The sequence below is a fragment of the Sphingobacterium puteale genome (genome assembly GCF_003627955.1).
In the GTDB taxonomy this organism is placed as follows: domain Bacteria; phylum Bacteroidota; class Bacteroidia; order Sphingobacteriales; family Sphingobacteriaceae; genus Sphingobacterium; species Sphingobacterium puteale.
In genome coordinates, this window is sequence record NZ_RBWS01000028.1 from 16,943 (window position 1) to 31,094 (window position 14,152).

Below are 14,152 nucleotides of genomic sequence, written 5' to 3' on the forward strand. Positions count from 1 at the left end.
GTTGGTTTTTACGGGAAAAATTGGATGTTTTTGAAACAGGGAAATCATTAGGTACTTTTTGCATTTCGCGTCATTTTCTCAATATTATCCCATTGTTCCTCGGGAATAATATCCAGACCGTTAAACTCTCCTGCGCCTTTTAACCATTCTCCACCATCTATTGTTATCACATCGCCATTGATGTAACTCGAATAGTCAGACACAAGATAGGCGGCGAGATTTGCTAGCTCGTCTAATTGACCTAGACGGCCAAGGGGGATCCGTTTGGTCGGAGATAACAGTTCTCCCAATTCGCCAGGAAGCAGGCGTTCCATAGCACCGGAAGTCTGAAAAGGCCCCGGGGCAATAGCGTTTAAACGTATCCCTTTCTTGCCCCATTCGACGGCAAGAGATCTTGTCATGGCTAAGACACCGGCCTTGGCTGTAGCCGAAGGAACAACGTATCCCGAACCCGTCCAGGCATAGGTGGTTACGATACTGAGTACCGTTTTGTTTTGATCCTTATTATCGATCCAGCGTTTGCCTAGTGCCAATGTGTAATTTATACTTCCCTGAAGTACAATTCCAATGACGGACTCAAAAGCACGATGACTCAGGCGTTCGGTGGGGGATATAAAGTTTCCCGCAGCGTTGTTGATTAAGATGTCTATGCCGCCCAGTTGTTCATACCCATAAGCAACTACACGTTCTACATCTTCATAATTCCGAACATCGCCTGCTATGGCGAGGCATTTGCCCTGATGTTTGTTAGACAATTCCCTTGCTGTATGTTGAATCACATCATCCTTTCGGCTGCTGATCAGACAGGAGGCGCCTAATTCCAAGAAATAATCAGTCATCGCTTTTCCTAGCCCAGTACCGCCGCCTGTAATTAAAATGCGTTTGCCTTTTAGTGAATCGTCTTTTAGCATGCCCATATCTTATTTCGTTTTTATATAATTTAAGTTACATAAATTTGAATTAAAAAAAAAGCGGTAGCTGACAGACAGGGAAATGCGGAGAATGATAATAAATGATGAGGAGATAAGGCTGTAAGGAGTAGCCGTCTATAAATAAAAACAGGGGCTATTTTGTGAATAGTCCCTGTTTTTATTTATCCGATCTATTGCTAGAAAGGGAGCTTGCTTATGCGCCTAATTGTACGCGTTTGAAAGCAGTTACAGTCAATCCTTTAGAAACTGAATCTAAGAATTGAGCGATATTTTTAGAAGAATCTTTTACAAATTCTTGGTTCAATAAAGTGGTGTCTTTGAAGAATTTGTTCAATTTACCTTGAGCGATTTTCTCAGCCATATCTGCCGGTTTTCCTTCAGCAATGATTTGTTCTTTCGCGATAGCGATTTCACGCTCGATTGTGTTTTGATCAACACCATCTTTATCAATTGCAATAGGGTTCATCGCTGCGATCTGCATTGCAACATCTTTACCAGCTTCTTCAGCACCAGCTGCATCAGCAGAAAGACCTACCAATACACCTAAACGGTAGTTACCATGGATATAGGCGATTACTTTCTCTGCAGAGATTGTTTCGTATTTAGAAACGTCAATTTTCTCTCCGATTACACCAGTTTGCTCGATCAAAGCATCAGCGATTTTCTTGCCATCAAGTTCCAAACCTTTTAATTCTTCCAAAGAAGCGGGTTTGTTATTTAAAGCAAGGTCTGCGATTTTTTCTGCGAAAGCTACGAAATCTGAGTTTTTCGCCACGAAGTCAGTTTCACAGTTTACTTCAACTACGATACCTGATTTACCATCGGCAGTTGCTTTAGCGATGATAACACCTTCGTTAGAGTCGCGATCCTGACGGCTAGCAGCTACTTTAGCACCTTTTTTACGCAAGTAATCTACAGCAGCTTCGAAGTCACCATTAGACTCAACCAAAGCTTTTTTACAATCCATCATACCAGCGCCAGTTTGTTGACGCAATTTGTTTACATCTGATGCAGAAATTTGTACTGACATGTTTATTTCTTTTTATTATTGTTTACTACTGAAAATTTTGTACAATATTAACCTAAAACATGTTAAGCTAATATGAAGTTTAACATTCCTTGATCATCAAGTGTTGTTAAACCAAAAAACCGGACAGATAGGCTAGTTCAAGAAAAGTAATCTTTTCCAGAAACTAACGCTACGCTATCCGGTTTGGAATAAAAATATTATTCTCCGTCTTTCGCTTTGCGAGGACGTTTAGCTTCTGAAGCTTCACTATTGTCAACTTTTGCTTTAGCAGCAGCAGCATCTTTTTCAGCTTCTTCTTCTTTGTCGCGTTTGCGCTCGTCCAAACCTTCTTGGATTGCTTGACCAATAATGCTTGCGATTAAGCTAATAGATTTACTAGCGTCATCATTCGCGGGGATTGGGAAATCAATGTTTGAAGGATCAGAGTTTGTGTCTACCATCGCGAAAGTAGGGATGTTCAATTTCATTGCTTCAGAAACAGCGATGTGTTCTTTTTTCACATCAATGATGAATAAAGCAGCTGGCAAACGGTTTAAATCAGCGATACCTCCTAAAAGGTTTTCTAATTTGATACGTTCACGTTGAATCATCAACTTTTCTTTCTTAGACAATACATCATAAGTACCGTCTTTTTGCATTTTGTCGATGTTAGACATTTTTTTGATAGACTTACGAACTGTAGCGAAGTTAGTAAGCATACCACCTAACCAACGTTCAGTAACGAAAGGCATATTAACCTCTTTAGCTTGCTGTGCGATGATTTCTTTTGCTTGTTTTTTCGTTGCTACGAATAAAACTTTACGACCTGATTTTACGATTTGTTTAATAGCTGAAGCAGCTTCTTCTAATTTCGTAAGAGTTTTGTTCAAGTCAATGATGTGGATACCGTTGCGCTCCATGAAAATGTACTTAGCCATTTTCGGATCCCATTTACGTGTAAGGTGACCAAAGTGCACACCTGCATCCAATAAATCTTGATAAGTAGTTCTTGCCATTTTTTGATCCTCCTTTGATTAACGTTTACTGAATTGGAATCTTCTACGAGCTTTACGACGTCCTGGTTTCTTACGCTCAACCATACGGTCATCACGTGTTACTAAACCTTTAGCGCGTAATGCAGGTTTAACTTCTGGGTTAAGCTCAACCAAAGCTTTAGCGATCGCTAGACGAACAGCTTCTGCTTGACCTTTAACACCACCTCCGTTAACGTTTACTTTTACATCAAAGTTTGCTAATTCACCAGCTACGCCTAATGATTGTGTAGCGATGTATTGCAAAGGTAATGTTGGGAAATACTCTTTGTAGTCTTTACCGTTTATAACAATGTTTCCGCTACCAGCAGTTAAGTAAATGCGGGCAACAGCAGTTTTTCTTCTTCCTGAAGTGTTAGTTGTTGACATGTCGATTCTCCTTAAAATTTAACTGGTTTTGGATTTTGTGCTTCATGCTTGTGCTCAGTACCAGCATAAACGTAAAGGTTCTTAAATAATTGACGACCTAAACGGTTTTTAGGAAGCATACCACGAACAGCTTTCTCAATGATGCGTTCAGGGAATTTAGCCATTAACTCTTTAGGAGAAACGAAACGTTGACCACCTGGATATCCAGTGTAGCGTACGTAAACTTTGTCGCCTAATTTGTTTCCTGTCAATCTAATTTTGTCTGCATTGATAACAATAACGTTATCTCCACAGTCTACGTGTGGGGTGAATGTAGGCTTGTGCTTACCACGAATTACCTTCGCGATGTTGCTCGCCAAACGCCCCAAAATCTCTCCTTCAGCGTCAACAACGATCCACTCTTTGTTAACGGTGTTCTTGTTGGCAGAGACAGTTTTGTAACTTAACGTATTCACTTGCTTTTGTTTAAATAATTTGTAAAATTTTATTTATCTTCCCCTTATCACAAGGGTCTGCAAAGGTACATCTATTATTCTATATTTTAAAATCTATTTCACTTATTTTATTGAAAACGAGCCAAGTTTCTTGCGGACTGGGCTAATCTCAATATTTTTACAACTTACGCGAATGAATATTGTTACATTAGTTAGTATATTGCAGGAAGAATTTTTAATTATTTAGTGGAAGTAGATGAGATTGACTTTTTTAAATAAACGTGTTGTTTTAAGTTTTGTTGGATTTCTCTTTGGTACCGTCAGCGCTTTACAGGCGCAATCATTAGAAAAAAAAAGTAGACCTTATGATACGCGACTCAAAAATGTGCAAGAGATATTAAAGCAAGGGAAAATTGGTCCGGGCGTGGATTCATTGGATGCTATACTCGCAGATTACCCCAAAGCAGATGATATCTATTTTACAAAAGCGATCCTTTTTGCTCAAATGAGAAATCAGGACGGCGCGATTGATGCAATAAAAGCCGCGTTGGAAATTGAACCGAAACCCGAGTACCTCAGCTTCGCCATAGATGCATTCAAAAGCAAAAATGATGCAGATAGTGCATTGATCTATTTGGATAAATTGATTGATTTAGATGATAATAATACTGCTTCATTAAAGCGTGAACGAATGATGCTACTTTTTAACGGAGGACATAAGGACGCGGCGTTGGAGTATTTTTATAAAACAAAGGAAATTGAATCTGCTTCCGATACATTGGATATGGTGGGTAGTGTGCTGTTGAACGATGCCGGTAATCACAAGGCAGTAATCGACCTTTTGAAACCTTGGGCTGACAAAGGAACCAAATTGGCCCAAGTATATGGGCAATTGGCGCAGGCTTATAATCTTTCCAAAAACTCAAAACTTGCCTTAGAGTATATCAATAAAGGAATTCAAACTTCAGAGGAAGATTTTCTTTATTTTGATTTAGCAGATCTGTACCGCTTTGATAAAAAGATCAAATTATCGTTCGATGCCTTAAAAAAAGGCTTTCAATCTAAAAAGATTGATTTTGGTGATAAAAATAGAATCATCATGACTTTGTTGGGCCCAAAAAGCCCCTACACAAATGCGCAGCTTTTGGAGTTGGCTAATATCTTAGTTGAGGTTCATCCGCGAATAGCGGAGAGCCACATGGCCAAAGGACAGGTATTGTGGCTCAATGAAGATAAAACGGCGGCGCAAAGTTCGTTAGCTGTTGCCGTAACTATGAATCCTTATCAGATCGATGCTTGGCGGATGTTAATGAGCTTGGATATGGATAAGGGCGAGTTTGATCAAGCTATTGCTCATGGTGGTGAAGCCCTGCATTATGTGGCCAATAATCCGACCATACTCTATTTTACCAGCATGGCCTATCTGATGAAGAAGGATACAGAGAATAGTCGCAAGTTCATGGAGGCTGCATTAAATAACGCCCAGGATGAAACTCCTTTTTTACAAGCCAATATCTACGGTGGGCTGGGCGATATCTACAATACATTGAAGATGTATAAAGAATCGGATGCAGCTTATATGGAAGCGATTCGACTGGATAGTACAAATGTGACGGCCATGAACAATTTAGCGTACTATTTATCGTTAAGAAAAGAACGACTCGATGAAGCGACAAAGTACGCTGCTATGGCTACCGCAATGCAGCCTAATAACGGGACATTTGAGGATACTTATGCCTGGGTCTTATTTGCCGACGGTAAATATGAGGATGCGTTAGTCTGGATTCAAAAGGCTCTAAAAAATACAAATCCGCAGACTGCAGTATTACTGGAACATTACGGCGATATTTTGGTTAAGCTCGGTAAGACGACAGAAGCGGTGAAGCAATGGAATCTGGCATTGGAAAAAGGGATGGATTCTGAAGAGAGTAAACAGAAACTAAAAAAGAAGATTGAGACTAAAAGTTATGTGGAATAAAATTGTTTGGGTAGGTATTCTGGTTCTTCTGCTTTCTTCCTGTAGCTCAAAAAAGAAACTGCTGAAAGGAGCGGATCTCAAATCAGAGAATGAACTGGTCATTAAAGATGATACACGGGAGGCAAAGAAAACGACTTTGCGTAATCTTTTTTTGACCAATTTAAATTACTCGACCTTTTCAGGGAAAGCAAAAATGCGGCTCGACCTCGGCAAGGATAACTTCGATGTCACCTCTAATATCCGGATTGAAAAAGATAGAAAAATCTGGATTTCGATATCAGCAACCCTTGGGATCGAAGTCGCTCGTATGTTAATAACACCAGATAGTGTCCAGATCCTGAATAAGTTTCAGAGCGAATATCTGGTCAAACCATTTGACTACCTATACCGTTTTGCCAGCCCGGATCTTACTTTTGCTAATCTACAGGATTTATTATTGGCGAATCTGTCTATTAACCTCTTGTCAGATATTGATGCGGTGAACTTTCAGCAGGATCCGAATTCTGTACAATTGGACGGAACATTGAATGAGCTTGATTTTCTATATAAATTGAACAATAATAATCGGCCTTACCAGTTCCGGTTGTCACAGTTGTCGAAGAAACAGTTGCTCGAAGCAAACTATGGTGAATATGCAATGGCCTCTGGACAGGAATTTCCGATGCTGTTAAAAATGATTATCTCCGATGGAAGTCAGGAGATAAAAACAGAAATTAATTTTAACAAGGTTACGTTTAATGAACCTGTTGAAATGCCTTTTTCAGTGTCATCGCGATATAAAGTAATCCGATAAGAAGTGATCTATTTCCGTTAGATTTATTACTTTCGCATTTAGTTTGCTAGTGTTGATGAATATAATGGAGCTGGGAAAAAGGCAAATACGAAATAAATAGTACTGTAAATGAACTTTAAGAAGACGATATTTGGTATAGTAGCATTCATTTTGATGATTGGTATTTCGGCGGCACAGACAAGGGCTGAGCTGGAAAAGCAACGGGAGAAACTCAATCGCGAAATTGCTGAATTGCAGAAAACTGTTAAAGAAATTGCCAAGGAAAAATCGTTGACACAACAGCAGGTGACAGCATTGAGTAAGCAAATCAACTTACGTGAACAAAAGATAAATACTATTACTTCTGAGGTAGCAGTAATCAATAAACACATCAATGCCAATACAGCTGCAGTTAACAAATTGAAGGCTGAACTGGAAAAAATGAAACGTGATTATGAAAAAATGGTCATGTTTGCTTTTCGTAACCGTAATGCCTACAATAAGTTGATGTTTATTTTTGCTTCCAAAGATTTTAACCAAGGATTTAGACGTGTTAAATATTTGCAGCAATTTAATGATTCCCGAAAATTGAAAGCCGCTGATATTGAGAATACAAAGAAACAGATTGAGCAAAAAATTGCGCAGTTGAAGGCCGATCGAAATAAGCAGGTCGCACTTATGAAGGAGCAAGAAAATGAGAAGCGAACCATCGCTCAACAGCGCTCTGTTTACTCTGGGCAACTGAGCGAGCTTATTGTTACGGAACGTGGCGTGAAGAAAGATATTACACAAAAGCAAAAAGAGGAGCGTCGTATCAATGCAGCGATCAAAGAAATCATAAGACGGGAAATTGAAGCTGAAAGAAGGCGTGCAGAAGCTGCCCGCCGTGCTGCTGAGGCTGCTGCCGCGCGTAATCGGAAAGCCAATGAGTCGGCAAATGCGTCGAAAGGTAAAAACAATACGAATACGAAGAGTGGCAATACCGCGCGTAAATCAGATTCTGAGGTCTTGCGTAGCACACCAGAAGCGATCAGGCTTTCCAATGATTTTAGATCTAACCGTGGCAGCTTGCCTTGGCCAGTTTCCAATGCGAAGGTCATGCAGGGCTTTGGTGGAGAAAGTGTTGGTAGAAATGTAAACTGGGATCACGAATCAGTGAAAATTCAAACGTCCACTGGTGCTGCTGTCAAAGCTGTTTTTGCAGGTGAGGTAAGTAGTGTGTTGACGATGTATGGACAGCGTATTGTGATGATCAAACACGGTGAGTACTTTACAGTATATAATAATTTGGGTAGTGTAAGTGTGTCTAAAGGGCAAAAGGTAAGTACAGGTCAAACAATAGGTACGGCGGATGTGGATTCAGATACGGGCGTACCAATGGTAGACTTTTCTGTTTATCAGGGATCAACCCCACTGAACCCGATGTCCTGGTTGGCGAGATAAGAAATAATTACTATATTTAATAATTATCATTACATTTGTAAGGAGAGAGAAAAGATTTAGTTTAAAAGAATTGAAAAACAAGAAATTATAGTTATGTCAACATCATTATTAATCATGGGAATCGGGGGGCAGGAGTTAATTATCATTGTAGTAATATTGTTACTATTATTTGGTGGCAAGAAGATTCCTGAATTGATGCGCGGATTGGGTAAGGGCGTGAAGGAATTCAAAGAAGGCCAAAAAGATGAGTCTTCCCCTGAAAAAAAATCCGAAGTAGAAGATAATACCAAATAAGGGAGATCACCGCCCTAGTAATATAGATACGATTTTGTGTTGAGCAAAATCGTATTTTGTTTTATTCTGGACCTATAGCTGAATAGGTCAGAACCATTTTTATACTAAAATCCATTTCTAAACGTTTAGATTATTGTTGATTTTTAAGAGAAAAAATCGAACCTGGATTTAACAGTAAATTTATGATCGGAAAACAGACGTTAATTTCAATACTAGGAGGGGTGTGCTATATGCTGCCGCTCATGGCTCAAGAAAGCGCTGTAGAAGGCATGAGAGAAGCCACGCATCAAATCATCCAAGAAAGGATTGAAAAAGAAAAACAGGAGATTTATCAATACTTAGACAGTGTTAAATCTTCAGGGAATAACCGAAATGATGATGTTACTATTACTGACGAAGAAATACAACTTGTTCGCAAACTCAAAGCAATAGAGCGGGAAATACCTTTAGATTACTCACCACGGGTAAAAGATCTGATCTCCAAATACACCTCTGATAATTACAATCCATATATGTGTAGAATGATGGGGCTTGGTCAGTATTACTTTCCAATGTTTGATCGTATTCTGGACGAAGTTGGAGTGCCTAGGGAGCTGAAATACCTCAGTGTGGTCGAATCGTCATTGAACCCCAGGGATATTTCGAGCGCCGGTGCTACGGGGCTGTGGCAGCTGATGTATTATGAAGCAAAGACTTATAACTTGACTGTTGATAGTTATACCGACCAACGCATGGATCCCATTGCTTCTAGTTACGCGATCGCGAAGATATTGAAAGAGGCGTATGACCAATATGGTGACTGGCTTTTGGCAATTGCATCCTACAATGGCGGAAAAGGTGCTGTGGGCAGGGCAATTCAACGATCGGGTAAGGAAAAGCCTACCTTTTGGGATATTGCCCCCTATCTTACCCAACAAACCCAAAATTACATTCCCAAATTCATAGCCATGACTTATGCGATGAAATATGCGGAGGAAAACAACATAAATGCTGCTGATACTGAGCTTTCTCTACGAACTCAAGCATTGGAGGTCAATAAACGGATCTCTTTAAACCAGATTGCGGAAGTGATGAATGTATCCAAAGAAACACTTCGTGCGCTAAATCCGAGCTTTAAAAAGAATATTTTAAATGGTACGGAAGAAACACCTCTAAGATTGGTATTGCCTGTATTGGATAAGAAAATAGCGGCCGAAGAACTTTACGCTGCGCTTACTACACCTATTCCTGCTGCGGTATCAACGGCGAGCAGTGCTGGCGCCAATGAACCTGCCGAGCTTTTAAAAGGCGGTAAATACAAGGTTAAAGTAGGGGAAACATTCGCTTCCATCGCTGAAAAGTTTGAAGTTACTGTTCAGGATATAAAATCGTGGAATAACCTACGCGGAAATCAAATCGTACCGGGACAAAATCTAACGATCAAGAAAGAAGATAATTATATCAATACAAGACTAGCACACAATGCTGAGAAATCGGTCAAGAAGAGCCAACAACGTGCTTCTACACGTACAGCATACTATGTGGTTAGAAAGGGGGATACCTTATCTCAGATAGCCAATAAAAATGGCGTATCTGTTAGCCGATTAAAAAGCGATAATGATCTGAACGGAAGCCGGATTAAGCCGGGAATGAAACTGAAAGTGTCAAAGAAATAGCAACATGGTTATACCAACCATGCTGCATCTTCTTCGTTATCAAATTCTTCTAGGGTAACCGTAACATGTTCTTTTAGGATCGTGGACAATTTGGTGCCATAGTAGTCACTGAAGATCGGGAACTTGTGGTGACTCCTATCGATCAGTACGGCAGTTCTCATTTTCTTCAATGGAACATTCAGGAATACACCCAAACCGTAAGCCAGCGCTCTGCCACTATTTAATACATCATCCACTAGGATAATCGTTTTGTCTTTTGCCATGTCAACAGGTAAATCCGTGCTCGCACTCAATGACCGGCTTGTTTTCTTCATGGTCACTTTAATCAAAAGAATTTCCTTGTCTGAGATCTCCTTTAATATCGCCTGAAGGCGTTGTGCAAATACATAACCCCGATCGGCAATTCCAACCAAAACAAGTGTTTCGTCTTCAAAATTGTCTTCTAAAATCTGATAGGCAATACGGATAGACTTCTGTTTTATTTGTTCTTTATTTAAGATGAGCGTTTTCTTTGAAGACATAATAGTATTTCGATGATTATAGGGTAAAAATAGGATATTAAATTGTATAAAAAAAGTCCAAAGCCGTTTAAAGCTTTGGACTTTTGTATCTCGATAACGGAATCCTTAATTCAGTTTATTATCTTTTTCTGCTTTTAATATTTCGGCAGTGAGCGATTTGTTGTCTTCTGGCAAACGGCCACCATTATAATAATAGCGTCTCCAATAAGGTTCGTTTAAGTTGCTGATCATTACGCCTTTGCTGGACGAAGCGTGAGCAAATTTGTTATCACCAATATATACCCCCACATGAGTGATGCTTCTGCTTCTGATTTTGAAAAATACCAAATCACCTGCTTTCAATTCATTTTTCTCTACTGTCTTTACTTGCGAATACTGATTACGGCTGTTGTAGCCTAAAGAGGTGTTAAACACCTTGTCGTATAATTCGTAAGAAAATTTAGAACAATCAATACCTCTTTTTGAGTCTCCGCCCAACCGATATGGCGTACCTAGCCATTCGTAAACAAATTGATAAAGTTTTGTATTTGTAGTTGCTGAGACTGCAACTCCCATGATTTGTGAGAAGTATTCTTTGGCGAGGTTATCAGGATCTGATTCTGGTTTGGAGTTTCTGTTGGTTTGTGCCTGCGACACTAGACATAAGCCGATAAATAGCATTGACGCTATAAATTTCTTTGTTTTCATTAAATCGCTTTTTTGTACAACATTTAACTTTTTAATATTCAATACTGTCATCTATTTTGGACAGCACTGTTGCGAATATAATACAATATCAGTTCAGGGTCAAATTTTTTTTAGGCGATTTAACGAAATTTTAACAATTTTAACATCTTTCTTAACGCTTTTTGGACATATTGAAATTTAATCGGTCTGTCGAACTTTTACTACAGCCATATAGCGGTATCAGTTCCGATCAACCAATCGGCTTATGGTAGAATATCATTCTTTAAGGCTTGTTTTTGTGAATCTGAAAAAAAATATTAATTTTCTTTAGGAATGTGATAATATTTGTTCTATATTTACTGCACATAAGCAATAACAATGAGCACAAACACAATTATTACAACGATTATTATTACCACCGGGATAAAACTTAGGAGGAAGTAGTTTCATTGTATATAATTGTAGACACAATATTTCGAAGCGCTTTCCTCAAAAAGGAAAGCGCTTCTTTTTTATCACATAAATCAAACTAAACAAACGGTATAAATCAGTATGAAAGTTTTAAAATTCGGAGGAACTTCAGTCGGAACAGTAGAAAGTCTCAAAGCAGTCTTAAGCATTGTTAAGAAATCCTATGATGCTAAGGAAAAGCCACTGGTGGTATTATCTGCGATGTCAGGAGTAACAAATTTACTAACCCAGTTGGCAGAGGAAGCTGCAGAAGGAAAGTCCTTTTCTGATGGGCTTAAATCTTTGGAGGATAAACATTTTGCAGTAGTGAAAGAGCTCCTCGCAGTCAAGTTCCAAAATCCGGTTTTCACCAAACTTAAGTTATTTTTCAATGAGGTCGAGGATCTGCTCCAGGGAATTTTTGCACTGAAGGAGCTCAGTAATCAAAGTAAGGATCTAATTCTGAGTTATGGTGAGCGATGCTCGAATTATATGGTTTCTAAAGTAATGGAACAGTATATACCGGAGTCTCTATTTATTGATGCCTCGCATTATGTAAAGACCGATTCGGACTTTGGCAACGCTCATTTAAATGAAACCCTGACGGAGCAGCTCGTGAAATCAATGTATATCACACACAGTGATAAATTGCTTTTTGTAACCGGTTTTATCGGTAGCAATGAGAATGGTCGCATCACTACCTTGGGAAGAGGTGGATCGGACTATACTGCTGCCATTTTTGGATCGATTCTAGATGCGACAGCTATTGAAATCTGGACTGACGTTAACGGCATGTTGACTGCAGATCCCCGGATCGTGAAAAAAGCCTTTTCACTCCCGGTGCTTTCCTATACTGAAGCAATGGAGCTTTCTTATTTTGGTGCTAAGGTAATCTACCCACCAACCATGATACCCGCATTTTTGAAGAAAATTCCGATTGTCATCCGCAATACTTTTGAGCCTGATTTCTCGGGTACGGTAATCCAATTTGACAGCGGAAAAACTGCGTTGCCGATCAAGGGGATTTCTTCTATCTCGGATATTTCTGTCATCAATTTAAGTGGATCAGGAATGATTGGCAAGTCTGGGTTTAGCGGGCGACTTTTTACGCTGTTGGCAAGGGAGCAGATTAATGTTGTATTGATCACGCAGTCTTCTTCGGAGCATAGCATCACCTTTGCGGTTAATCCCTCGGATGCGAAGCGAGCGATACAGTTGATTGAAATTGAATTCGAACTGGAAATCCAAGCAAATAAGCTGGTCATTCCTGCTATAGAGGATAATCTTTCTGTATTGGCCATTGTTGGCGAAAATATGAAACGGACTCCGGGGATGTCCGGAAGGTTATTTGCTGCTCTTGGACGAAATGGTATCAACGTAAGAGCTATAGCACAAGGGTCATCGGAATATAATATTTCCGTCATCATCGGTAAAGAAGATTTGGCCAAAGCGCTCAATGCTGTTCACGATGCTTTTTTCGCGGAATTGAAAAAAACATTGCACGTGTTTAATATCGGTACAGGTAATATCGGGGCAACGTTATTTAAACAATTGGAGGATCAACATGATTTTCTGCTGGATAAGAACGATATCGAGATCAAAGTGGTTGGAATTTCCAACAGCCGTAAGATGTTGTTTAATACCGAAGGTGTAGAACTAAATAATTGGTCGGCTGAGCTCGAAAAAAATGGTTCCGAGGCTGATCTGGCTTTATTTATTGAAAAAATGAAAGCCTTAAACTTACCAAACTGTGTGTTTATTGATAATACAGCAAGCAAGTTGCCGGCCACGTATTATGAAGATATCTTTAAATCCAATATCTCCATCGTAACCTGTAATAAAATCGCGAATTCTGGAAAGTATGCACAATACAAGACGCTTCGCGATACTGCCCATAGACATGGGGTTGACTTTTTCTATGAGACGAATGTCGGTGCCGGGCTACCTATCGTAAGGGTTCTTAAAGACTTGATGTTGAGTGGCGATCGTATCTTAAAGATTGAGGCCATTCTTTCCGGTACGATATCTTACATCTTCAACAATTTTAAAGACGATGCTACCTTTTTCAATGTTGTAAAGCAAGCGCAAGAGTTGGGTTATACCGAACCGGATCCAAGGGATGATTTGGGGGGAATAGACTTTATGCGTAAAATGTTGATTTTGGCAAGAGACGCTGGCTACGCCGTTGAAGCGGAAGATGTAGATCTGGGACCGATTCTTCCGGAAGCCTGTCTGAAAGCCGATACCGTGGATGCCTTCTATGCGGAATTACAGAATGAGAATGCTTATTTTGAAGATATGAAAGCAAGAGCTGCCCTTGAGAAGAAGGTAATACGTTATATCGGAAAGCTTGAAAATGGAAAAGTTTCTATCGCGATCCAATTTGTAGATGAAAACCATCCTTTTTACGCGCTATCGGGTAGTGATAACATTATTTCTTTTACCACAGAAAGATACAAAGAACGCCCTTTGGTTGTCAAGGGGCCCGGTGCCGGTGCCGAAGTGACTGCGGCGGGTGTGTTCGCGGATTTGGTTAACGTTGGAGCATAAGACTATTTTGAAGTAAATAACGATTGA

General features: G+C 39.7%; 13 protein-coding genes. 6 read left to right on the forward strand and 7 right to left on the reverse strand.

The genetic code is table 11. The features are described 5' to 3' along the window. Positions 1-47 precede the first annotated feature (47 nt). The 5 genes from D7322_RS26315 to rplM all read right to left on the reverse strand — a co-directional run bounded on the left by D7322_RS26315 (position 48) and on the right by rplM (position 3,817). Positions 48-911, reverse strand: coding sequence for an SDR family oxidoreductase (locus D7322_RS26315; protein ID WP_121127200.1), 864 nt, complete (start codon positions 909-911; stop codon positions 48-50). Between the two features lie 214 nt (positions 912-1,125). Beyond that, the gene (gene tsf / locus D7322_RS26320; protein ID WP_108636732.1) at positions 1,126-1,962 is read right to left on the reverse strand and encodes a translation elongation factor Ts; all 837 of its coding nucleotides are present in this window, start codon (positions 1,960-1,962) and stop codon (positions 1,126-1,128) included. Positions 1,963-2,159: 197 nt separating this feature from the next. Next, positions 2,160-2,957 (reverse strand): 30S ribosomal protein S2, encoded by a 798-nt coding sequence (rpsB, locus tag D7322_RS26325; protein WP_104385702.1) that lies wholly within the window; start codon positions 2,955-2,957, stop codon positions 2,160-2,162. A gap of 18 nt (positions 2,958-2,975) precedes the next feature. Next, on the reverse strand, positions 2,976-3,362 hold the full coding sequence (rpsI, locus tag D7322_RS26330; protein WP_108636733.1) for a 30S ribosomal protein S9: 387 nt from the start codon (positions 3,360-3,362) through the stop codon (positions 2,976-2,978). 11 nt (positions 3,363-3,373) lie between these two features. Continuing rightward, positions 3,374-3,817 carry a 50S ribosomal protein L13 gene (gene rplM / locus D7322_RS26335; protein ID WP_077437655.1) on the reverse strand — a complete coding sequence of 148 codons (444 nt, stop codon included), beginning with the start codon at positions 3,815-3,817 and terminating at the stop codon, positions 3,374-3,376. Between the two features lie 235 nt (positions 3,818-4,052). Here rplM and D7322_RS26340 point away from each other — a divergent pair, with 235 nt between their 5' ends. From D7322_RS26340 to D7322_RS26360, 5 genes are all read left to right on the forward strand, one after another. Further along, positions 4,053-5,774 (forward strand): tetratricopeptide repeat protein, encoded by a 1,722-nt coding sequence (locus tag D7322_RS26340; protein WP_121127165.1) that lies wholly within the window; start codon positions 4,053-4,055, stop codon positions 5,772-5,774. After that, positions 5,764-6,567, forward strand: a complete 804-nt coding sequence (locus D7322_RS26345; RefSeq protein ID WP_121127166.1) for a DUF4292 domain-containing protein — start codon at positions 5,764-5,766, stop codon at positions 6,565-6,567. The genes D7322_RS26340 and D7322_RS26345 overlap by 11 nt, the downstream gene beginning before the upstream one ends. Before the next feature lie 108 nt (positions 6,568-6,675). Next, positions 6,676-7,989 (forward strand): murein hydrolase activator EnvC family protein, encoded by a 1,314-nt coding sequence (locus tag D7322_RS26350; RefSeq protein WP_121127167.1) that lies wholly within the window; start codon positions 6,676-6,678, stop codon positions 7,987-7,989. Between the two features lie 93 nt (positions 7,990-8,082). Then, positions 8,083-8,283, forward strand: coding sequence for a twin-arginine translocase TatA/TatE family subunit (gene tatA, locus D7322_RS26355; protein WP_108636737.1), 201 nt, complete (start codon positions 8,083-8,085; stop codon positions 8,281-8,283). A gap of 182 nt (positions 8,284-8,465) precedes the next feature. Continuing rightward, positions 8,466-9,938 (forward strand): LysM peptidoglycan-binding domain-containing protein, encoded by a 1,473-nt coding sequence (locus tag D7322_RS26360; RefSeq protein WP_121127168.1) that lies wholly within the window; start codon positions 8,466-8,468, stop codon positions 9,936-9,938. Between the two features lie 8 nt (positions 9,939-9,946). Here the strand turns inward: D7322_RS26360 and D7322_RS26365 are convergent, their stop codons facing one another. Together D7322_RS26365 and D7322_RS26370 are read right to left on the reverse strand one after the other, a co-directional pair. Beyond that, positions 9,947-10,459 (reverse strand): phosphoribosyltransferase family protein, encoded by a 513-nt coding sequence (locus tag D7322_RS26365; protein WP_121127169.1) that lies wholly within the window; start codon positions 10,457-10,459, stop codon positions 9,947-9,949. Positions 10,460-10,564: 105 nt separating this feature from the next. Then, positions 10,565-11,146, reverse strand: a complete 582-nt coding sequence (locus D7322_RS26370) for a C40 family peptidase (protein WP_121127201.1) — start codon at positions 11,144-11,146, stop codon at positions 10,565-10,567. Between the two features lie 531 nt (positions 11,147-11,677). Between D7322_RS26370 and thrA the strand changes: the two genes are divergently transcribed. Next, positions 11,678-14,125, forward strand: coding sequence for a bifunctional aspartate kinase/homoserine dehydrogenase I (gene thrA / locus D7322_RS26375; protein WP_121127170.1), 2,448 nt, complete (start codon positions 11,678-11,680; stop codon positions 14,123-14,125). Positions 14,126-14,152: the final 27 nt, after the last annotated feature.

Bases quoted from the DNA above. Each gene is read 5' to 3' on its own strand.
- D7322_RS26350 (WP_121127167.1), top strand. From the start codon at position 6,676: ATGAACTTTAAGAAGACGATATTTGGTATAGTAGCATTCATTTTGATG.
- D7322_RS26315 (WP_121127200.1), bottom strand. From the start codon at position 911: ATGCTAAAAGACGATTCACTAAAAGGCAAACGCATTTTAATTACAGGC.
- D7322_RS26340 (WP_121127165.1), top strand. From the start codon at position 4,053: ATGAGATTGACTTTTTTAAATAAACGTGTTGTTTTAAGTTTTGTTGGA.
- D7322_RS26365 (WP_121127169.1), bottom strand. From the start codon at position 10,459: ATGTCTTCAAAGAAAACGCTCATCTTAAATAAAGAACAAATAAAACAG.
- tatA (WP_108636737.1), top strand. From the start codon at position 8,083: ATGTCAACATCATTATTAATCATGGGAATCGGGGGGCAGGAGTTAATT.
- D7322_RS26370 (WP_121127201.1), bottom strand. From the start codon at position 11,146: ATGAAAACAAAGAAATTTATAGCGTCAATGCTATTTATCGGCTTATGT.
- D7322_RS26345 (WP_121127166.1), top strand. From the start codon at position 5,764: ATGTGGAATAAAATTGTTTGGGTAGGTATTCTGGTTCTTCTGCTTTCT.
- D7322_RS26360 (WP_121127168.1), top strand. From the start codon at position 8,466: ATGATCGGAAAACAGACGTTAATTTCAATACTAGGAGGGGTGTGCTAT.
- thrA (WP_121127170.1), top strand. From the start codon at position 11,678: ATGAAAGTTTTAAAATTCGGAGGAACTTCAGTCGGAACAGTAGAAAGT.
- rpsI (WP_108636733.1), bottom strand. From the start codon at position 3,362: ATGTCAACAACTAACACTTCAGGAAGAAGAAAAACTGCTGTTGCCCGC.
- tsf (WP_108636732.1), bottom strand. From the start codon at position 1,962: ATGTCAGTACAAATTTCTGCATCAGATGTAAACAAATTGCGTCAACAA.
- rpsB (WP_104385702.1), bottom strand. From the start codon at position 2,957: ATGGCAAGAACTACTTATCAAGATTTATTGGATGCAGGTGTGCACTTT.